The organism is Maribacter ulvicola (assembly GCF_900155985.1).
Lineage (GTDB): Bacteria > Bacteroidota > Bacteroidia > Flavobacteriales > Flavobacteriaceae > Maribacter > Maribacter ulvicola.
In genome coordinates, this window is record NZ_FTMA01000001.1 from 872,191 (window position 1) to 894,748 (window position 22,558).

Genomic DNA, 22,558 nt, shown 5'->3' on the forward strand with positions numbered 1-22,558 from the left:
AAAAGCCCTATTAATCCAATAAGACAGCCAGTAGTTTATTAAATACCCAAAATTAACTTGGCTATAGAGAAATAAATTAAGATACCGAAAATGTCATTACTTGTAGTAATAAATGGTCCTGTTGCAATGGCGGGATCTATGCCTCTTTTATCTAAAAATAGCGGGACGAAAGTACCAATGAATCCGGCTACTACGATGACTGCAATTAAGGAAACAGAAATTGCCAACGAGGTGGGGAAATCTCCCTTCCAAATCCATGTAAAAATGAGTAGTAGGCATGAAAGAATAAAACCATTAAGTAATGCTAAGAGCATTTCTTTGATTAAACGACTACCGATACTTCCTTTGATATCATCATTGGCCAAACCCTGAACAATAATAGCGCTAGACTGTACGCCTACGTTACCGGCCATAGCGGCTATTAATGGTGTAAATAGGAATAGTACGGTGTATTCGCGAAACATTTCTTCAAAACCACCCATAATTACCGCTGCCGCTGCGCCACCAAAAAGACCTAGAATTAGCCATGGCAAACGCGCACGTGTAAGATCCCAAATACTGTCATCAGCTTCTACATCTTGAGATATACCTGCCGCCATTTGGTAATCTCGTTCTGCTTCTTCTTTGATGACATCTACTATATCATCAATAGTAATACGACCTACCAATCTGCCAATTTCATCAACTACAGGTATGGCTTCTAAATCATACTTGCTCATTATTCTTGCCACCTCTTCTGGGTCTTCATTGACATTGACAGAATCAACGTTTTTAATGAATACGTCCTTTATGTGGGTTTTGGTAGAGGTAGTTAATAAATCTTTTAGGGATAGCCTACCTTTTAGTTTATCCTCATCATCAACCACATAAATAGAATGTACACGGGTTACATTCTCTGCCTGTGTGCGCATTTCTTTAACACAAGTAAGTACGTTCCAGTTCTCGTTGACCTTTACAAGCTCTTTTGCCATAAGTCCACCAGCGGAATCATCTGCATATCTTAAAAGGTCAACAATATCTTTGGCGTGTTCCCTATCTTCAATTTTAGAGATTACGTCCTGTATCTGGTCTTTTGGAAGCTCACCAATAATATCTGCGGCATCATCGGTGTCCAGTTCCTCTAGCTCGCCGGCAATTTCTTTTGTAGATAGGCTACTTAATATAGCTTCACGGACATCTTCATCTAGCTCGGTAAGTACATCAGAAGTTTTGTCACTGTCCAATAACTTAATAAGATAGGTAGCTTTATCCTTGTCTAATTCATTGATGATTTCGGCAACATCGGCATAGTGCACGGCACCTAGCATAGAATTGAGTTCAGTATCATTGTTATGTTCAATGAGCTGTTCTATTTCTACTACAAATTCTTCAGTGAGCTTAAAGGGTGTCATCTGCTATTTTGTTCGTCAAAGCTATAAAATCTTCAACCGCCAACTGTTCTGGTCTAAGGTCAAATATAGTATCTTCTTTGAGATTATCTGATAATGAAAAAGTTTTTAAACTATTACGTAATGTCTTTCTACGTTGATTAAAAGCCGTTTTTACAACTCTGTAAAGTAATTGTTCATCGCACGAAAGTTCAAAATTAGCTTTACGCGTTAATCTTAAAACTCCGGATTGTACTTTTGGTGGAGGGTCAAAAACATCTGGTTCTACCGTAAAAAGGTATTCAGCATTATAAAACGCTTGTGCCAAAACGGAGAGAATACCGTACGCCTTACTGCCTTCTGGTGAACAAATACGTTGTGCCACCTCTTTTTGGAACATCCCTGAAAATTCAGGAATCTGATGGCGTAGCTCCAACATCTTAAATACAATCTGTGTAGATATATTATATGGGAAATTGCCGGTAATACCAAACTGCTCTTCACCGAACAAGGTTGAAATATCAAAGTTAAGAAAATCTGCTTCAATAACTTTAAAAGAGCCTTTGCCTTCAAATGCTTTTGGATGTTCCAAGGGGAAAGCCTCATTAAGGTAGTCAATAGATTCGGTATCTAAATCCATAGCCACCAAATTGCTATCGTTTAACAAAAGATACTTGGTTAAAACACCGGTTCCGGGACCAATTTCTATGACATTCTTATACTCTTTTTGTAATAGTGTTTCGGCAATTTGTCTCGCAATATCCTCATCTTTTAAGAAATGTTGACCTAAATGTTTTTTTGCTTTTACGGGACCTTTTTCATGATGCTTTTTGTGCGTATACTTATCACCTTTGTTCTTTTTTCTTTTCGTTCCCATACCTCTTTTTTAACGGTGCCTTATTTTGCTATATAGACCCATGCATTTTTTCCAGAAGCCAATTGGATCTGAATTCTTTCGTAAGCTTCGCCCTCGTAAATATCGGCTTTTTGTAACTCTTGGTGAGTAAGGGTATATACTTGGCCTGTAATTGCATCTTCTTCTTTTCCTGTATATTGTAAAGTAGGGTAGCGGTCTGCTACTTTGTTTTCAGATATTGCATATAAAGGCAATTTATCTTCAAATCCGTTTAAGGGTCTGGCGAAAATTCCAAGTTGTATTTCTCTTTCCTGTAAAGTTCCGTAAGTGAATATAAAGTGGGTATTGGTACTTCTTTGAACAAAAAATTCATCTACGACTTCTAATTCTGTATTAAAAGAAACCAATTGACCGGCAAACTTCTTTTGAATACCTTCTATTAATGCCGGCGCGTCTTCTTCATAATATCTTTCTAAGGTTGCTTTGTCCGGTACGGTGTACTGAACGGAATACGTAAAGCCGCCCATATCTTCTTCTACCAATACCTTGGTAAATTTTGCACTTAAGAATTTACCGGTAGAAAGCACTTGCGGTATATGCGTTTCTTTCATCCATTGCAACCAAGTATCGTGGGCTGTTTCTTCTATGTTAGTGGTAACGTTATATATATACATGCGTTATATCAAGTTCTATTTGAATTGCAAAGTTAGTTCAACTAGGTCGTATAACGAATTTGATACCGTGCGATTTTAATTTATGGCGTCTCCCCTTAAAATTCTAAAGTTTTTACGGGCTTCGGGAAAGTAGTAGCTATCTTGATAATTATAAATAATTTTCTCGTACTGTTCTTTTGCCTTTACAGGGTCGTTGAATTCTTTACGGTAAAGTTCTCCCAAGGCATAATAGGCATCATCGGCAAGAATTCCATTGCCATAAAATGTGATGATTTTTTGATAGTTTAATTGGGCATCTTCGAACTTCTTTTGCTTTTCAAAAAGTTGCGCTTGTTTTAAGAGTGCTTCATCTTCAATTTTTTCGCCCTTATGGTTTTCCAAAATATCTCCCAATGCGGTAATGGCTTCATTGGTTTTATTCTGATAGGCTAAAAAATCTGCCCTAGCATATTTTTTCAATGCGGTTTGTGTAGAGTCTTCCAATGAATTGTCCGATATCAATAGGCTCAACTGCATAGCATCATTTGCTACTAGCTGAGAAGTAGAACTCCTTAGGACTTTTAATTGTGTTAAAGCCCAATCAAAATCACCTTTGTAAAAACTGGTTTGCGCCACCTTAAAACGAGCATCTTGACCTAAAACATCGTTTTTCAGTTTTTGCTGAATCTGAGAAAAATAGATAAGTGCTTCGTTAAATTTTTTATCATACACCAAAATATCACCTAGTGCCAGTTTTAAATATGCGGTACCTCTATCGCTTAAGGGTAATTCTAAGCTCTTCTTCAGCAATTTCTCTGCAGGTGCTGGATCGTTCTTTTTAAACGTAAGAAAATTTGCGTAGGCAACTTGAAGCTGTAATGATTGCGATTTGTAGCCGTAAACAGCTACAAGGGCGTCGTACTTTTTTTGAATAGCATCTAACTGTCCGTTCTTGGCATTTAGTAAATCAATGTCAATAAGATTTAGTTCTGCATTTAATTGGGTAATCTTGTTGCTGGTGTTTTCAATGATGTAACTGTAGATATCTTTTGCAGTATCATACTCTTCATTAGCCAGAGCATTATTGCCTAAATTTTCTAACCTTGTGGTTGAACTTCCGTTTATACGCTTAAAAATCGCTTTTTCTTGTCTAAATGCACTGCTATATTGCTTTTGCTGAATGAATAGCCAACTCAAAAGCTCGTTCCAAAGTACATCAGGGTTTTTCTGTGCTCGCTCTAACAATACTTTTTTTAATAGGATATTATTTTTATCCGCTGCATCTTCAGAGATAAAATCATGTATACTTCTTAGAATATTAGATTTAGATGTTTTGCCATCTATAACAAGGTTTAGGTAAGAATTGTACATGGCTTCAACATTACCCTGTTCCCCATAAATTCTTGCCATTTGAAAATTGAAATTTAAAGCAGGATTCAATTCCATTGATTTCTTAAAAGCTTTAATAGCCAAGTCTAATAGGCTATATTTTTGGAACTGAAGACCTAAAGCATATCCATAATTGGGGTTTTTAGGTATAATGTCCAGCGCTTTTTTATAATAGGTGTGTGCCATTTCCTCGTTCTCTTGTAGTGTATAGTTATAACCAAGATCTATGAGTAAAGTAGGGTAAGGATTACGGTCTTTCAAGCGCTTATTTAAAAAATCTTCTGCTTCTTGGTACTTTTCTAATTGCTGATAGCAGGAAACCAGATTTTGAACATACTCTGTTCTCCGTGGGTTTTTCTCCACTAATTTTTCGTAAAAAACCAGGGCTTTTTCAAAATCACCATCCGCAAAATATTGCTTAGCCAAGAAATCATCTTGGGCAAAGGCAAATGTAGAGAGAGCGATATATGTTAATATGAAAAAGATAAAGCGCATATTCAAAGATACATAGATTGCAGTAAGTTGTTGTTAATGCTTTGACAACAAGCTATAGAATGCACAATTGCTAGTGTGATACTACTTTTAGCCCAATTATAGAACCAATTAAAGTAGTAATGAAAAGAATACGCAAAAAGGTTGCCGGTTCTTTGAATACAAATATTCCTACAAGTACCGTGCCTACGGCACCAATACCTGTCCACACGGCATAAGCGGTACCTATTGGTAATGCCTGTGTTGCTTTAACTAAAAGAACCATACTTATTGCAAGGGTCACCAAGAACCCAAGATACCACATGTACATCTCGTTACCGGTTGCTTCTTTTGCTTTTCCTAAACAGAAAGCAAAAGCAACTTCGAAAAGTCCGGCAATGACTAATAATATCCAATTCATAACGTATGATATTTTTAAAGTAAAGTTCGCAGTTTTAATCCTATTTAAGTAATATTGAAATCATAAAAAAAACACCATGAAAAAGAGTTTTCATGGTGTTTAACTGTTTTTTTTTAGGCTTTAAAATTCAGACAAGCCATATTCGTATAATCTGCTTAATCAATCATATCAAAACCACAGTATGGAACTAATACCTCTGGAATTTTAATGCCATCTGCAGTTTGGTAGTTTTCTAAAATTCCCGCTAAAACACGTGGCAATGCTAAAGAACTTCCGTTTAATGTATGGGCTAGTTGGTTTTTACCGTTTTCATCTTTAAAACGCAACTTTAGTCTGTTGGCTTGGTAAGTTTCAAAATTAGAAACAGAGCTGATCTCTAACCAACGGTCCTGTGCTGTTGAGAATACTTCAAAATCAAAAGTAAGCGCAGCGGTAAATCCTAAATCACCACCACAAAGTCTTAGAATACGGTATGGTAATTTTAATTCTCTTAGAATATTCTTTACATGCTCAACCATGCCATCTAAGGCATCGTAAGATTTTGTAGGGTGTTCTACACGTACAATTTCAACTTTGTCGAATTGGTGTAATCTGTTTAGACCGCGTACATGCGCACCATAACTACCTGCTTCTCTTCTAAAGCAAGGCGTGTAGCCTGTGTATGTAATTGGAAAATCACTTTCGTTTACGATTACGTCTCTAAAAATGTTGGTAACGGGAACTTCAGCAGTTGGTATTAAATACAGGTCATCTGCAGTTACATGATACATTTGCCCTTCTTTATCTGGTAATTGTCCTGTGCCATAACCAGATAATTCGTTTACTAAGTGTGGAACCTGAATTTCAGTATAGCCTGCTTCGGTATTTTTATCAAGGAAATAGGCAATTAAAGCACGCTGTAAACGGGCACCTTTTCCTTTGTAAACGGGAAAACCTGCACCAGCTATTTTAACACCTAATTCAAAATCTATAATATCATATTTCTTCGCCAACTCCCAATGCGGTAATGAAGCTTCCTCTAATTTGGGTACTTCTCCTTCACTGAATATTTCTTCATTATCCTCTTCAGAAGAACCTTTTTTTACAGAAGTGTGCGGCGCATTCGGTAATTGGTAAAGAAGGGTTTGTAGCTCTTCACCGGCTTTGTTTAAATCTTCACTTAATTGCTTGGATTCTTCTTTTAGCTTAGCTGTTTGTTCTTTTAATGAATTGGCTTCATCAGCTTTTCCGGTTTTGTACAATACACCAATCTCTTTGGAAATTTTGTTGGACTCTGCCAAAACGTTGTCCAACCTGGTTTGAGCGGCACGTCTGTTTTCATCTAATAGAAGTACTTTTTCAATTAAGGGTTGTGCATCAATATTTCTTTTTCCAAGGGCTAGGATAATATCTTCTTGATTATCTCTAATGGTTTGTATTTGTAGCATTTTGATGTATTGAATTTAGGAGCAAATTTACATTAATCTTAAAGTTTTAAGGGACATTTTTAATGACTAATCAACGATTATTCTAGTTTTTGGTCATTCTGGTTTTAAGTTCTCAAGTTTTAGAGGAAATTAAAAATGGAATTTAAAAGCTGAAAACTAATTCTCAGAGGTATGGTTGTTAGAGGGTAGGATCCAATTATGATGTTTGGTGTGGTACCACTCTTCTGCCGCTAAATTGGTTTTTGGATCAATGAACGGCTTATAAGGCTTGCGGTTTATACTTATTTTTGAATTTTCTAGGTATACGGATACTTCCCTATGTTGTTCGGCAAATTCTTGTTCTAGATATTGAGCAAACTGCCACGCAAAATCAGGATAGGCAAAAATTTTTCGCTCTTGACCACGAGATACATAATTCTTTGGTTGAATTATAAACTCTTCTTTAGTGTCATTATCTACTACTTTAAAGGTGCCTTTGCCCTGTCTGCTACGTAGCATCATTCGCCAGCTCATTCTATGACCTTCTTCATTCCATAATACATCATCTGTAAAAGCATAATGCCTAATAGGTAAGAGTAATTGTATGGTGAAATACATGGCACCCGTTATCAATACCATGTTTTTGTTTTTTGGAATAACTATCCCAGAGGCCATAAATGGTACCTTGGTTTTAAAGAATAGTTTACGAATGGTTTCTGGTTCAAAAAAGAATACACTAAAGGCAATAGATAAATAGGGGAAAATTCCTATTTGAAAAATGATGGAATTGAACAAATGAAAAAATACGGATAAAAAGAAAGCAACTTTTCGTGTAGGTTTCCAAAGCAGGGCGGGTACTATCAGCAAATCGAACAATATACCTACTGAACCAATAATCTTATGAATCCATTTTTCTTGCAAAATCTCACCAACAAGCCAATAGTTTTTTCTAGATCTCATTAGCACTTCAATAGTGCTGAAATCTAACCAATCTCCGTACATTTTAGCTATAGAGGCGTACACGTATACAATGAGTAGCTGCAATACAACGATCCATTTTATATAGGCGTACATGGAGTTGCTTTCTAGCTTCGGATTTCGCTTTACATCTAATGAACTGCCCCTTTCCGCAGGAAAAAAACACATGATACCTGAGATTAAAATAAGGAGGTAGTAGTGATTGTTATATGCCGTTTTTTGCATTAAATATGTTGCGGTCCATAGTATTGTAAACGTAATGATACTTGCACGATACCTATAGCCTACCGCAATAAATAGTCCCATTAAACCCATAATGCCAAAGTAGAAATACATGCCGTACCCTGGTAACGGCTGTAGAAAGTCAAAATCTATAAAGGGAAATTTATATTTGGGGGCTATTAAATTTCTATGCACCCAACCGGTAGCAATGGCGCCAAAACATTCTAATGAAACTAGAATGCCAAAGAATATGCGAAAAATGATTAATGAGCTATTATCTATACGTTGAAATAATAACCTATGGAGCATAATTACTGATTAATATAGTGTAGTGATTTTTCTTTGTCTTTGGCCAACTGTGCCTTTAAGGCATCAACAGATTCAAATTTATGTTCATCTCGTAAGCGAACCAAAATATTAACTTGAATTTTTAAATCGTACAAATCTGAATCAAAATTGAAAAAATTGATTTCGATAGATTTTTCGGTACCGTTGACAGTTGGGTTAAAACCAATATTCATCATACCATAAACAGTTTTTCCGTTGATGATGCTGTTTACAATATACGCGCCGTTTTTTGGAATAAGTTTATAATCTTCTGCAATAGAGAGGTTGGCAGTGGGGTATCCTAATTGTTTACCAATGCCCTTGCCTTTAATAATTGTGCCCGTAAGCATATATTCATAACCTAGGTAACTATTGGCGGTTTCTATATCACCAGCTTCTAGTGCTTTTCTAATTTTAGTAGAACTAACAGATACATCGTCTATTTCTTGCGCAGGTATTTCATCTACCGAAAAATCATATGTGCTACCAAAAGTGATCAAATCCGTGATGTTGGCATTTCTATTACGCCCAAATCTATGATCGTAACCTATAATCACTTTTTTGATCTTTAAAGTGTTTACAAGCATATCGCGAACAAATTCAGTTGACGTAAGTCTAGAGAATTTTTTTGTGAACGGATGAATGATAAGGATATCAAGACCAAGCTTCTCTAAAATACTAATTTTTTCCTCAATAGTATTCAACAGTTTTATATTGGTGTCTTTTTGTAAAACCATTCTAGGATGCGGAAAAAACGTAAGCACCGAAGATTTCAGTTCAGAACTCTTGGCATGGTTTATGATTTTATTAAGTATTTTAAGGTGGCCTATATGCACACCATCAAAGGTGCCTATGGTAATGACCGTAGGGTGTTCTTCTTTATATTTGGAAATGTCGCGGACTGTAATCACCTATGATAGAAAATAAAAAGACTTATATTTGATTTTGAGTTAAAAGCCTCTTAATGATTGCAAAATTACGCCTAGTTTTTACAATTACCATGGTATTTCTTTCCTTTTCCGGTATGGCACAAACTGGTTATTGGAAAAATACCGAATTGAACACGGCGGCCAAGCAATTTACAAAACAGAAGTTAAAGGTAAATACAGGAACGGCTTATACACTAAACCAACAACTGTTTTTACGGGCACTTACAAAGAACGAAACTTCTAAAATCATGTATTTTCCAGATGAAAGCGGTAAGTTAGTTCCCTTTTTGGTAGAGAATGCACATCTTTTTTCGGAGGAGCTTGCATTAAAGTACCCGGCTATAAAATCTTATAAAGGTATTGCCTTACATGATGCTACTAAGCAAATTAGATTTAGCGTTTCTCACAAAGGCATTCAAAGTACAATTAGTACCTCTGGAGAAAACGGGGGGCTGTTCATGCAAAAATCTGCCGGAGATATCTATGTACTATACAGAAGAACACAGCAAGAAGAGCGTGATGTTGATTTTATCTGTAAGACTTTGCCCGAAATAAAAGAATATTCACAGAACCTTACCGCTAAACTAGTAGATAATCAAACATTAAGAAAGTTTAGGGTGGCCATTTCTGCTTCGGGTGAATATACTGCATTTCATGGTGGTACAAAGGCAGATGCTCTTGCTGCTATTAATGCTACTTTAACAAGAATCAATGCGGTTTTTGAACGAGATCTGGCAATAACGTTAGAGTTGATTGCCAATACGGATTTGGTCATTTATACAAATGCAGAAACGGATCCCTATACCGGTAGTTTAAGCTCTCAAGTTCAAAATACCTTAACCAGTGTTATTGGGGAGGCTAATTATGATATAGGCCATTTATTTAATCAGCAAAAAAACGCATTAGATGGCAATTCTGGCTTTATTGGGGCTGTTTGTGTAGATGGGAGAAAAGGTAGCGGATATACTACATTGTCCTCTCCCGTGGGCGATGCTTTTGATATTGATTTGGTGGCCCATGAAATGGGGCATCAATTTGGAGCAAATCACTCTTTTTCTCATACATCTGAAGGCACTATGGTTCAAGTAGAGCCAGCTAGCGGAACCACTATAATGGGGTATGCAGGTATAACGGGTAACAATAATGTGGCCGCTAATAGTGATGATTACTTTCATTATGTAAGTATTGTTCAAATACAGGAATACTTAGCCACAATTTCATGTGGTGTGGCAGAGGTGCTTACAAACAATCCGCCAACGGTAACCCCGTTGGAAGATTACATTATACCAAAAGGAACTCCCTTCGTTCTCAAGGGAGAAGCAAATGATGTTGATGTTCTAGATGTACTTAGCTATGCCTGGGAACAGATTGATAATGGAATAGTAACGCAGGCTACCTTTGGATCGGATAATCCGGCCGGTGCAAATTTTAGGTCTTTACCTCCTAAGCTGACATCAGAAAGGTATTTTCCTAATTTAGAGAGAATTTTAGCAGGAGCGTTAACGCAAACCGTACCAACTTCCGGTTCTGCATGGGAAACTCTTTCTAACGTGGGGCGTGATTTAAACTTTTCATTGACCGTTAGAGATAATGCTTTAAATGGCGGACAGTCAGATTCAGACGAGATGACGGTTTCTGTAGTAAATGAAGCCGGACCGTTTTTGGTCACTTCCCAAAATGCCGAAGCTTCTTTTGAAGCTGGGTCGGTTCAAACTATAACATGGGATGTTGCCCATACTGATATTTTACCGGTAAAGGCTGAAACGGTATCTGTATTTTTATCCACAGATAGTGGTATGACCTATCCTGTTGCATTAACGGAAAATACGTTAAACGATGGTAGCCAAGCAATCATTATACCCAATATTGCGACCAGTGCCGGACGCATTATGGTTAAAGCTGATGACAATATTTTCTTTGCTGTCAATGCTGTTGATTTTTCTATTACGCCATCAGAGATCGTACTTGATTTTGATGAGGTCGTTTTTGATATTTGTAAACCCAATAACCTAAGTGTAAACTTTACGTATGAAACCGATTTAGGTTTCAATGAAGAAAGTACTTTTAGTGTACTTGATTTGCCCATAGGTTTAACGGTCGCTTTTACACCTGCTTTTGCAAATGCTGACAATACCTTGGTTACCGTTGAATTTGATGGGGTTTCTACCGTAGATCCAGGTGTTTATCCTGTTCGGGTTTTAGCAACTGCAGATACCGTTACCAAAGAGATAACAGTGCAGCTAAGAATATATGACGATAATTTTGACGAAATAAATTTGATTTCGCCAACAGATAATTTTGAGAATGCATCTACCGATGTGTTATTGACATGGGAAGCATCCGTTGGGAATACGCGCTATGATGTACAGATTGCGGATGATAACACATTTAACACTATTGTAGAATCTAGTACGGTAAACGGTAATTCGTTCTCGCCTACACTTTTAGAAAATAATAGCACCTATTTTTGGAGGGTTAAACCAATAAATGATTGTGGGGAAGGTGTTTTTAGCGCTCCATATAGCTTTTCTACGGTACAGTTTAATTGTGCAACAAAAAGTGCTACAGGTATGCCAATTGCCATTTCTAGTAGTGGTACACCGGTAATTACTTCTAAAGTTGTGTTCTTTGAAGATTTACCTGTTGCAGATATAAATGTACAGTTAAACATTGAGCATACCTTTTTAGCCGATTTGGTCGTGAGCCTAACGTCACCGGCAGGTACTACGGTGACGTTGGTTTCTAATTCTTGTGGAGATTCAAGAGATATTAATGCCACTTTTGATGATGATGGTCCGGCTTTTACTTGTGGGGTTAGCCCTGGTATCAGTGGTTCAGTGAAACCTTTGGGAAGTTTAAGTTCGTTCAACGGAGAATCGATATTAGGTGAGTGGATTTTAGAGGTAAAGGATAACGCGCCTTCTGATGGTGGTAGTTTAAAGTCCTTTGTTCTTGAGGCTTGTGTAGAGGGAGATTTTAGGCCGGATGTTGATAAAGACGGGGTATTTGATGATGGTAATGATTTATGTTTAGGAACACCTTTTGGCCAAGAAGTAGATGCTTCGGGTTGTGCTATTTACCGTTTTCCGGCAGAGAACTTTATCGTGAGTTTAGAAAGTGAAACCTGTAGTGATAATAATGATGGCTCATTAACAATTCTCCCTAAACTATCGTTAGATTATCAGGTGGTAGTTTCGGGTAACGGATTAAATTTAACCCAAAATTTTTCAAATGTCTTTAATTTGGCAAATTTAGGGTCAGGTACCTATACTATATGTATAACGGGTACTGATGGCATGGTAACGTATCAAGAATATTGTGTTGAAGTGCAGATAACTGAACCTTCGCCGCTCAGTGTAGGCTCAAAAATTTCGGTAGATGGCTCTCAGGTAACACTTGAAATGGATGGTTCATCCTTTTATACCATTGAATTAAACGGTATTGCCGTACAGACCCAAGAAGCAGCTATAGTGTTGGATCTGAGTAAGGGGTTAAATACGTTGAAAGTATATACGGATATACCTTGCCAAGGAGTGTATGAAGAGCAAATAGGTTTTTATGTAGAACCGGTAGTCTATCCAAACCCGGTGAAAGATATAGTAGAGGTATATTTAGGTGCGCAGCAAGAAGAGGTGACCCTAAGTATTTTTAGTGCGGATGGTAGATATATTTCTAAGAAGACGATTATGGTGATGGGCGGAGCAGTGCAGCTAGATTTAAGTGCACTTGCTGCGGGTATGTATTATTTAAAATATGAGGGTAGAACAATTAACGGAACATCTAAAGTAATTAAGGAATGATGCGCTTTTTAGTACTTATGTTATGTTTGTTGATGTCGGTTACCAGCTGTAAAAAGAAAAGTAATGCCCATTCACCAGAAGCTGCATTGTTGGTTTTTCCTGAAGAAAATTCTGAATGTACTACAGGTGTAAGTTTAGGTGAGGAAATTAGTCAGGTGGAGTTTCGTTGGGCTTTGGCAGATCATACAGAAACATATGAGTTGCGCGTTACTAATATAGCTACAGGAATAGTGCAAACTATTGTGTCTACTTCAAATTCGGCAAAACTGCCATTGGCCAAAGGAGAACAATTTTCTTGGTTTGTACGTTCAAGAAATAGTGAGACGGAAGAAACAGTATCAAGTGAGCAGTGGTATTTTTATAATGCAGGTTCAAGAGCAACCTATGCACCATTTCCGGCTACTATAATAACGCCGGGGTCGTCAGAGAATGTTTTTAAAGATATTAATAACGAGGTAGAACTGTCATGGTCTGGATCTGATTTAGATGATGACCTTGCTAGTTATGAGGTTTATTTCTCGGTAGAAACGCCTCCTGTAAATTTAATACGTGCCGTATCTTCAGAGATAACGACTATAAAAGTGTCGGTAACTTCGGCAACTGTTTATTACTGGAAGGTGGTTGCAGTTGATGAAGAAGGGAATAAATCAGATTCCGGAGTGTATGCCTTTAAAGTGCTTTAAGAGTTGTTGAATTGATTCATTGTTCTTGCAATGCCCGCTAATACGAATGAATTTATAATTTCGGTAGATTTTTTTAAACGCTCTGGCATTAATGCTTTTTCTTCATCGTTCCATTGCCCTAATACGTATTCTACCTGTCTTCCTTTGCCAAAATCAGCTCCAACACCAAATCTATACCTGTTGTATAATATGGTTTGAAGAAATAGTTCTATGTCCTTTAATCCGTTATGACCTCCGTTGCTTCCTTTTGTCTTAATACGAATGGTTCCAAAAGGTAAATTGATATCATCGGTTATTACTAAAACATTGCTTTGTGGTATGTTTTCCTTATCCATCCAATACTTTAATGCTTTACCGCTACGGTTCATGTAAGTAGAGGGTTTAAGGCATATGATTGTTCTGCCTTTTACTTTGTAAGAACCAATATCGCCAAGTTTTACGGTTTCAAAGGTAAAATCGTTTGCTTGCGCCACTTCATCTAGAATTTTAAAACCAATATTATGACGGGTTTCTGCATATTCGTCTCCGATATTGCCAAGGCCAACAATTAAAAATTTCTTCATGGAATCTTTCTCTTCTGTAATTGTGTTCTGTTTTGTAAAAAGAGATTTTAAAAACTTGAACATCGGTATTTAATTTAAGGTGCAAAAATACAAAAGCATCCTGATACTAGTATCAGGATGCTTAATTATGAATTTTAAACGGTAAGATCTATTCTTGAGATGCTTCAGAAGCACCTTCAGCACCTTCTTCTCCTTCTTCATCTTCATCGTCAGTAACAACAGCGGTACGTGCAGTTTTAACCTGTACAACTACTTGGTTTTCTGGGTGTAAGATGGTGAAATCATCATTCAATAATGATGCAACAGCGATATTTTGACCAATTTTCAATTTAGAAAGATCGATATCAAAGAAATCTGGTAATTTACTTGGTAAAGCTTTGATCGCAAGTTTACGTTTTCTAAATAATAAACGACCACCGTTTCGTACACCTGGTGAACTTCCTTGTAATCTAACAGGAATATTCATAGTAACCATTTTATCATCGAATAATTGATAAAAATCAATATGGATGATTGCGTCTGTTACCGGGTGAAATTGAATGTCCTGTAATACCGCGTTAACAGTTTGGCTACCTTCCAGCTCAATTGCAACTGTGTGTGCATTTGGAGTGTAAACCAAGTCTCTGAACGCTAGTTCATCTGCTGAAAAATGTAATGGTTTTTCCCCTCCGTATACCACGCAAGGAACCTTTCCAGCATTACGTAGGGCTTTCGTTGCCTTTTTGCCCACGCTTTCTCTTTCTGATCCTTTAATTGTAATTGACTTCATTATATGTATTAAAAATTAATATTCTTGTTTTGGCTTCTAAACTACATTAAGAACTTAGAAGAAATAGAGTTATTGTTGTGTACTCTATCCATTACTTCGGCAAATAGATTGGCACAACTTAATACCCTTACTTTGTCACTCTTTAATTCGATCGGAATAGAATCTGTAACGATTAGTTCCGTTAATTTTGAGTTCTCAATTTTTTCGTATGCGTTACCAGATAATAATCCGTGTGTAGTAATTGCCCTAACGCTAATAGCGCCACGCTCCATCATTAAATCTGCAGCTTTTGTCAATGTTCCGGCCGTATCTACCATGTCATCTACAAGCACAACATTTTTTCCTTCTACATCACCAATTAACTCCATGTATGAAATTACATTGGCTACGGCTCTTTGCTTGTAACACACTACTACGTCACAATCTAAGGCTTTAGAATAAGCGTAGGCTCTTTTTGAACCTCCCATATCAGGAGAAGCTATAGTTAAATTTTTTAATCCTAAATTTTTTAAATAGGGTAAAAACAAGGTGGACGCAAATAAATGGTCTACTGGTTTTTCAAAGAAGCCTTGAATTTGGTCTGCATGAAGATCCATGGTGATAATTCTGGTAGCACCGGCAGTTTCTAACATTTTAGCAACAAGTTTTGCTGCAATTGGTACTCTAGGCTTATCCTTTCTGTCTTGTCTTGCCCAACCAAAATAGGGCATGACCGCTGTAATATGACGTGCAGATGCTCTTTTTGCGGCATCTATCATCAGTAGCATTTCCATTAAATTTTCTGGACCAGGGTGTGTAGAGCCAATGATAAAAATTCGTGTTCCACGAATAGATTCTTCAAAAGATGGTTGAAACTCTCCGTCGCTATACCTTGAAAATAAAACGTTTCCTAGTTCCGTGCCATATGCTTTGGCAATTTTTTCTCCTAAGACTTTACTTTGGGTACAAGCAAATATTTTTGGTTGTGGAACTTGGTATGACATGTCTTTATATATTGTTTTCCAAACAGTTGCTTCTTTAAATTTGTAGAAGCCCTTGTTTTTAAGGAGGTGCAAATTTAAAAATTAAATTTGGTTGATAATGCATAAATGTTGATATTTTTAGTGGTAGAAACAAAAATATTATTTAATTTTGCAGTCCTGTTTTAAAAGGGAGCCAGTTTTTATCTGGTACATATGCTCGAGTGGCGGAACTGGTAGACGCGCTGGATTCAAAATCCAGATTTGAAATTTAATGCCTCGGTGGCGGAATTGGTAGACGCGCCGGATTCAAAATCCGGTTCTAACGAGTGCGGGTTCGATTCCCGCCCGAGGTACGAGAAAAAAGCTTAGATGAAAATCTAGGCTTTTTTTACGTTCAAAAACAGCATTTTTTGACCTCGGGTACAACATAGGTACAACATTTTACTGTTTTGCTAATCAAAATAAAGATTATCATTATTTACCATTAAAAACAGTCAATAGCTATTATTTCAGTAGTTCTTCCATAGATTTTGAGTTATAAGTCCTAGATATTCAGTCTGTTTTGATTCAACGATCTACGAATTAAATTACTGTTAAACTCAATAAAAATTGTTAAATTTTCGTATTTTTGCACCAATGAAAAAAGTATTTCAAAAAATAATATCAATCTCAATGGCGTTCGTAGTGTTATTCTCTACGATGTCATTTACCATTGATATGCATTATTGTGGAGATACTATGGTCGATTATTCTTTCTTTCATAATGTAGAGACTTGTGGAATGGAAAAAGAGCAAGTTGCATCGACTTGTGAAAATCCAGAAATGAAAAAGAAATCTTGTTGTTCAGATGAACAAATTATCATTGAGGGACAAGAAGATTTAAAAAATAACTTCACCACACTCACATTTGAGCAACAAGTTTTTGTTGCATCATTTGTTTATTCGTACATCAACCTTTTTGAAGGAACGGCATCAGAAGAAGTTCCTTATAAAGATTATCCACCACCATTTGTCAAACGGGATGTGCAAGTCTTGCACCAGACCTTCTTAATTTGATTTATTAAACATTCGTGATTCGCCCTTCGATAACTATCGACTAGGGCTCAATTTGTTGTATTTGCTTTTCTGTGTTTCAGGATTTCAAATCATTCGTAAATGTTTAATTATCAAAGTATATGCTTAATAAAGCTATCAAATTTCTTATCGAGAACAAGCTCGTTGCAGTTCTAATGTTATCCCTATTTGTAGGTTGGGGCATTGTCAATGCACCATTTGGATGGGATACGGGTTTTCTACCTTCTAATCCTGTAGCGGTTGACGCTATTCCAGACATTGGGGAGAACCAACAAATCGTATTTACTAAATGGGATGGGCGTTCACCGCAAGATATTGAAGACCAAATCACCTACCCGTTAACCACTTCCTTATTAGGTATTCCTGGTGTAAAAACCATTCGTAGTTCATCTATGTTCGGGTTTTCTAGCATTTATATCATTTTTGAAGAAGACGTAGAATTCTACTGGTCTCGGAGTCGTATTCTGGAAAAACTCAACTCGCTTCCTGCCAATTTGTTACCGCAAGGAGTAAATCCTGCATTGGGTCCCGATGCCACGGGATTAGGGCAAATATATTGGTACACCTTAGAAGGTCGTGATGAAAAAGGTAATGTTACTGGTGGTTGGGATTTACAAGAATTACGTAGTATTCAAGATTACTATGTGAAATATGCCTTGTCCGGTGCAAGTGGTGTTTCGGAAGTAGCTTCTATTGGTGGTTATGTTCAGGAATATCAGGTGGATGTTGACCCAGAAAAAATGCGTCAGTACAATATCAATCTAGGGCAGGTTGTACAGGCTGTAAAAGAAAGTAATCAGGATATTGGTGCACAGACGCTAGAAATCAATCAAGCCGAGTATTTGATACGTGGTTTGGGTTATGTAAAATCCATTGCGGATTTAGAAAATGCTGTAGTCTCTTCTGAAAATTTTACGTCGCTACGGATAAAGGATATAGCAAATGTTTCACTTGGACCAGCAACGAGACGTGGAATTTTAGATAAGGAAGGTGCGGAAGTTGTTGGTGGTGTAGTCGTAGCTCGCTACGGCGCAAACCCTATGGAAGTCATTAATAATGTAAAGGAACAGATTGCAGAACTTTCATCGGGTTTACCCAGCAAAGTTTTGACAGACGGTCGCACTTCACAAGTAACCATTGTTCCTTTTTATGACCGCACAGAGCTTATACAAGAAACGCTGCATACCCTAAACGAAGCCCTTACCCTTGAAATTCTGATTACCATTTTGGTCATCATCGTTATGGTGTTCAATCTACGAGCATCCATTCTAATTTCCGGATTATTACCTGTTGCCGTGTTAATGGTATTCATCACTATGAAGCTCTTTAATGTCGATGCTAATATTGTGGCACTTTCCGGTATTGCTATAGCCATAGGGACTATGGTCGATGTTGGGGTTATCCTCGCTGAAAATATGATACGGCATATAGAGGATGAAAAGTTACGCTTTAAGGCAGATGGAATTGAATACACTACAAACGAAATTGTCTATAATGCTACTGCCGAAGTTTCGGGAGCTATTTTAACCGCCGTTCTAACGACCATCATAAGTTTTATACCTGTATTTACGCTAATTGGCGCCGAAGGAAAATTATTCAGACCCTTGGCATTTACCAAAACCATGGCGCTCACGGCTGCATTAGTCATTGCACTTTTCTTGATACCACCATTTGCTGCTTATTTGTTCAGAAAAACAAATATTCGAGAACGTTCTAAATACCTTCTAAACGGTTTACTAATCCTACTCGGGATTACGGCGATGGTATATGGCTATTGGTTAGGAATGGTATTAATAGCTTTTGGAACGGTTGCGCTATTAAGTGTAAGAAAAATTATAACGGCAAAAAGAGCGAATCTAATTCATATTATTATTTCGTGTATAGCCATCGTATTTCTTCTTGCCGAATACTGGCGACCGCTTGGTTTTGACCGAAGTATTCTAATGAATTTGATTTTTGTAGCGATTATCTGCTTTGGATTACTGGGTGTGTTTTCAATTTTTCAACGGTATTATGACAACATTCTGCGCTGGGCACTTCAAAACCGATTATTGTTTTTAATTATCCCTGCTACGGTTCTGATTTTAGGAGTGGTTATCATGCGCAATACTGGAAAAGAATTTATGCCAGCGCTCAATGAAGGTTCTTTCTTATTAATGCCTACCTCTCTACCGCACTCAGGAGTTGAAGAAAATAAGCGGGTATTACAACAGTTGGATATGGCGGTAGCCACTATTCCCGAAATAGAAACGGTGGTAGGTAAAGCAGGACGCACAGAATCAGCACTTGATCCTGCGCCGCTATCGATGTATGAAAATATGATTCAGTATAAGTCCGAATATATGCGGAACGATGCAGGAGAGCGACAACGCTATCAAATGAACGATGATGGCTTATTTGTACTGAAAAACGGAAAATTCATCATCAACCCCAATAATGAAATTAATGATGATGCAAACTATGATGTTTCACAACTTAAAACTACAGCAACCAATAACCATTTAATTCCTGATACTGATGGCGAATACTACCGCAACTGGCGACCAGAAATAAAAAATCCTGATGATATCTGGAATGAAATTGTGAAGGTCACCAAATTTCCAGGAGTAACTTCCGCGCCCAAACTTCAACCTATAGAAACACGTCTTGTTATGCTACAGACGGGCATGCGAGCACCTATGGGAATTAAGGTAAAAGGGCCCGACTTAAAAACCATAGAAGCCTTTGGTTTGCAATTGGAGGAACTATTAAAAAAATCCAAAGGTGTAAAAGAACAAGCCGTATTTGCCGACAGAATCGTTGGCAAACCTTATTTGTTAATCGATATCAATCGAGAACAATTAGCCCGATATGGTATATCGATTATGGATGTGCAAGAAGTGCTTCAAGTAGCTGTTGGCGGTATGCAACTTACCCAAACTGTGGAAGGTAGAGAGCGATATGGAGTTCGCGTACGGTATCCTAGAGAATTACGAGGCAATCCATACGACCTTAAAAATATTTATGTGCCTGTAGAAAAAGGCAGTCCTGTGCCTTTGGGTGAACTCGTGAATATTCGTTACGAGCAAGGCCCACAAGTGATTAAAAGTGAGGATACTTTCTTAATAGGTTACGTTTTATTCGATAAGCTCGACGGTTTCGCAGAGGTCGATGTGGTAGAAAGTGCCCAAGCCTTAATCAAACAAAATATAGCAAACGGTGATTTAATAGTGCCTAAAGGAATAAGCTATCGTTTTACAGGTACCTATGAAAATCAATTACGAGCTGAAAAAACACTTTCTGTGGTAATTCCGATGGCACTTGCCATTATATTCTTGATTCTATATTTCCAGTTTAAATCTGTCAGCACATCGCTTATGGTATTTTCAGGAATTGCTATAGCCTTTGGTGGTGGTTTTATTATGATTTGGTTATATGGACAGGACTGGTTCTTCAATTTTAATCTTTTCGGAGAAAATATGCGAGACCTGTTCAATATGAAAACTATCAATTTAAGTGTAGCGGTTTGGGTCGGTTTTATAGCCCTATTCGGCATTGCTACAGATGATGGCGTGGTAATGGCCACCTACCTCACGCAGACTTTTGATAGGGAAAAGCCAACAGACAAAAAGGGAATCCGATTGGCAACGCTTGAAGCCGCTGGTAAGCGAATACGCCCTTGCCTAATGACTACCGTTACCACCATTCTCGCCTTGTTGCCCATACTTACTTCTACTGGAAAAGGAAGTGATATTATGATTCCGATGGCGATTCCCATTTTCGGAGGTATGATTATCGATGTTACATCTTACTTCTTATTGCCTGTGTTATTTAGTTGGAGAGAAGAATTTAAACTTAAAAGAGCGAGCAAATGAAAAATATAAAATTGATAATCTGTCTTTTGTTTGTGTCCGCTTTGGCTAATGCACAACAGTTACAATCCTTTATACAGGAAGCTGAAGGTAATAGCCCAGAGATACAAGCGTACAACCTACGTCATCACATAGCTGAAGAAAAAGTGAACGAAGCGGATTGGATTCCGAATACTCTTATTAGTGCTGGCTATTTTGTAAGCGAGACCGAAACTAGAACGGGTGCACAACGTGCTCGTTTTTCGGTATCGCAAATGTTACCTTGGTTTGGTACCATTACAGCTAGAGAAAATTACGCGAGTTCAATAGCTAATGCCGAATATGTAGAAATCGTAATCGCCAAGCGTAAACTAGCACTTTCCGTCTCTCAATCGTACTACAGCCTATATACAATTAAGGCAAAACAAAAAGTGCTTGACGAGAATATAGAGCTACTTAAGACCTATGAAAAATTGGCACTTACTTCCGTAGAAGTTGGCAAAGCTTCAGCGGTAGATGTGTTGCGATTGCAGATTAGACAAAACGAATTGCAGCAACAAAAAGAGGTGCTGGAGGAAACCTATTTGGGAGAGCAAACTTCCTTCAACAAGTTGCTGAATCGAGATGGAAATACAGGTGTAACCATTCTCGAAGCATTGATGTTGCCCAGCGAAGACATCTTTTACGATGAAAATAACCTATCACTTAATCCAGAGTTGCTTAAATATGACAAACTCTATGAATCCATAGCACAATCAGAACTGTTGAATCAAGCCGAAAGCAATCCTATGATTGGTTTTGGATTGAATTATTTGCCAGTTTCTGAGCGTCCCGATATGAATTTTAGTGATAATGGGAAGGATATTTTAATGCCGATGGTTTCGGTCTCTATCCCCATTTTCAATAAGCAGTACGATTCTAGAAGCAAGCAAAACGAATTGAAACAGTTAGAAATCAACGCTCAAAAAGAGAATCGATTGAATGTTTTAGAATCCGCTTTCGCGAAAGCGCAATCGCAACGTAATCAATCCAGAATAGCATACAATACACAAGCTAAAAATTTAAAGCAAGCTAAAGATGCTGAGCAAATTCTTATTAAAAACTATCAAACAGGCACTATCGATTTTAACGATGTACTGGATATACAGGAGCTTCAACTCAAATTTGAGTTGAATCAGGTGGAATCCATACAAATGTATTACATACAATCTGCACTGATTAATTACCTAATTAACTAACCGATGGAAAAGAAATTATTCATAAAAAATATGGTGTGTAATCGCTGTATTAAAGCAATTCAGAGGGATGTTGAAATATTAGGTATTCAATTAAAGCATATTCAATTAGGCTCTATAATCTATGAAGAGAGATCTAAAGATGATTTTAATAATATAAAAACGATTTTAGAAAATAATGGTTTTGAAATTCTACTTGCTCAAGACCAGCAACTAGTAGAACAAATTAAAATTGAACTCATCAAGTTACTGCAAAAACTGCCTTTACAATTGGAAAAAACTCTCTCTAAATATTTAGAAAGCACGATGAGTATCGAGTACTCAAAAATCAGTAAGATTTTTTCATTTAATGAAAGTATAACTATAGAAAAATACTTTATCAAGTTAAAAATAGAAAAAGTAAAAGAGTTGATACAATTACAAGAAAACAACTTTACAGAAATTTCACAACTACTTGATTATAGCAATGTCAATCATTTAAGTAGGCTATTTAAGAATGAAACTGGTATGAGTTTAACGGAATATAAGAATAGTCAAAAAAGCATAAGAAACGCCTTAGACCAAATTAGGTAGATAAGAACCATAATTGTGATACAAAAAGCTTTAAATCAAGAGTAATTTCG

17 protein-coding genes and 1 tRNA gene are annotated in these 22,558 nt (G+C 37.1%); 7 read left to right on the forward strand and 11 right to left on the reverse strand.

Translation table 11 applies throughout. The features are described from left to right. Positions 1-38 precede the first annotated feature (38 nt). The 8 genes from mgtE to BW936_RS03815 all read right to left on the reverse strand — a co-directional run bounded on the left by mgtE (position 39) and on the right by BW936_RS03815 (position 9,001). On the reverse strand, positions 39-1,391 hold the full coding sequence (gene mgtE, locus BW936_RS03780; protein ID WP_076546979.1) for a magnesium transporter: 1,353 nt from the start codon (positions 1,389-1,391) through the stop codon (positions 39-41). Further along, positions 1,378-2,244 (reverse strand): 16S rRNA (adenine(1518)-N(6)/adenine(1519)-N(6))-dimethyltransferase RsmA, encoded by an 867-nt coding sequence (gene rsmA / locus BW936_RS03785; RefSeq protein WP_076546980.1) that lies wholly within the window; start codon positions 2,242-2,244, stop codon positions 1,378-1,380. The genes mgtE and rsmA overlap by 14 nt, the downstream gene beginning before the upstream one ends. A 20-nt stretch (positions 2,245-2,264) precedes the next feature. Continuing rightward, on the reverse strand, positions 2,265-2,897 hold the full coding sequence (locus BW936_RS20100) for a DUF4286 family protein (protein WP_076546981.1): 633 nt from the start codon (positions 2,895-2,897) through the stop codon (positions 2,265-2,267). Between the two features lie 75 nt (positions 2,898-2,972). Further along, positions 2,973-4,760, reverse strand: a complete 1,788-nt coding sequence (locus BW936_RS03795) for a tetratricopeptide repeat protein (RefSeq protein ID WP_076546982.1) — start codon at positions 4,758-4,760, stop codon at positions 2,973-2,975. A 70-nt stretch (positions 4,761-4,830) separates the two neighbouring features. Then, positions 4,831-5,157: a DMT family transporter gene (locus BW936_RS03800; RefSeq protein WP_076546983.1), complete on the reverse strand. Its 327-nt coding sequence runs from the start codon at positions 5,155-5,157 to the stop codon at positions 4,831-4,833. 155 nt (positions 5,158-5,312) lie between these two features. Beyond that, entirely contained in the window at positions 5,313-6,584 is a 1,272-nt protein-coding gene (serS, locus tag BW936_RS03805) for a serine--tRNA ligase (RefSeq protein ID WP_076546984.1), read from the reverse strand. A gap of 156 nt (positions 6,585-6,740) precedes the next feature. Then, positions 6,741-8,072, reverse strand: coding sequence for an HTTM domain-containing protein (locus BW936_RS03810; RefSeq protein WP_076546985.1), 1,332 nt, complete (start codon positions 8,070-8,072; stop codon positions 6,741-6,743). A 2-nt stretch (positions 8,073-8,074) separates the two neighbouring features. Next, entirely contained in the window at positions 8,075-9,001 is a 927-nt protein-coding gene (locus BW936_RS03815) for a bifunctional riboflavin kinase/FAD synthetase (RefSeq protein WP_076546986.1), read from the reverse strand. 53 nt (positions 9,002-9,054) lie between these two features. Between BW936_RS03815 and BW936_RS03820 the strand changes: the two genes are divergently transcribed. Both BW936_RS03820 and BW936_RS03825 read left to right on the forward strand, forming a co-directional pair. Further along, a complete protein-coding gene (locus BW936_RS03820) occupies positions 9,055-12,819 on the forward strand; it encodes a reprolysin-like metallopeptidase (RefSeq protein ID WP_076546987.1) in 3,765 nt (1,254 codons plus the stop codon). Continuing rightward, entirely contained in the window at positions 12,816-13,502 is a 687-nt protein-coding gene (locus tag BW936_RS03825; protein ID WP_244156160.1) for a hypothetical protein, read from the forward strand. Before BW936_RS03820 ends, BW936_RS03825 begins: the two co-directional genes overlap by 4 nt. On the opposite strand, the gene pth is transcribed toward BW936_RS03825, so the two are convergent. The 3 genes from pth to BW936_RS03840 all read right to left on the reverse strand — a co-directional run bounded on the left by pth (position 13,499) and on the right by BW936_RS03840 (position 15,817). Beyond that, positions 13,499-14,128, reverse strand: coding sequence for an aminoacyl-tRNA hydrolase (gene pth, locus BW936_RS03830; protein ID WP_076546988.1), 630 nt, complete (start codon positions 14,126-14,128; stop codon positions 13,499-13,501). The two genes, BW936_RS03825 and pth, sit on opposite strands and share 4 nt — an antisense overlap. Before the next feature lie 85 nt (positions 14,129-14,213). Then, entirely contained in the window at positions 14,214-14,834 is a 621-nt protein-coding gene (locus tag BW936_RS03835; protein ID WP_076546989.1) for a 50S ribosomal protein L25/general stress protein Ctc, read from the reverse strand. A gap of 41 nt (positions 14,835-14,875) precedes the next feature. Next, on the reverse strand, positions 14,876-15,817 hold the full coding sequence (locus tag BW936_RS03840; protein ID WP_076546990.1) for a ribose-phosphate pyrophosphokinase: 942 nt from the start codon (positions 15,815-15,817) through the stop codon (positions 14,876-14,878). A gap of 252 nt (positions 15,818-16,069) precedes the next feature. Here BW936_RS03840 and BW936_RS03845 point away from each other — a divergent pair. From BW936_RS03845 to BW936_RS03865, 5 genes are all read left to right on the forward strand, one after another. Then, positions 16,070-16,149 (forward strand) — tRNA-Leu (locus tag BW936_RS03845). A 283-nt stretch (positions 16,150-16,432) separates the two neighbouring features. After that, entirely contained in the window at positions 16,433-16,852 is a 420-nt protein-coding gene (locus tag BW936_RS03850; RefSeq protein ID WP_076546991.1) for an HYC_CC_PP family protein, read from the forward strand. A gap of 119 nt (positions 16,853-16,971) precedes the next feature. Continuing rightward, on the forward strand, positions 16,972-20,724 hold the full coding sequence (locus tag BW936_RS03855) for an efflux RND transporter permease subunit (protein WP_076546992.1): 3,753 nt from the start codon (positions 16,972-16,974) through the stop codon (positions 20,722-20,724). Beyond that, positions 20,721-21,938, forward strand: coding sequence for a TolC family protein (locus tag BW936_RS03860; RefSeq protein WP_076546993.1), 1,218 nt, complete (start codon positions 20,721-20,723; stop codon positions 21,936-21,938). The genes BW936_RS03855 and BW936_RS03860 overlap by 4 nt, the downstream gene beginning before the upstream one ends. Before the next feature lie 3 nt (positions 21,939-21,941). Then, positions 21,942-22,508, forward strand: a complete 567-nt coding sequence (locus tag BW936_RS03865; protein WP_073240373.1) for a helix-turn-helix domain-containing protein — start codon at positions 21,942-21,944, stop codon at positions 22,506-22,508. Positions 22,509-22,558: the final 50 nt, after the last annotated feature.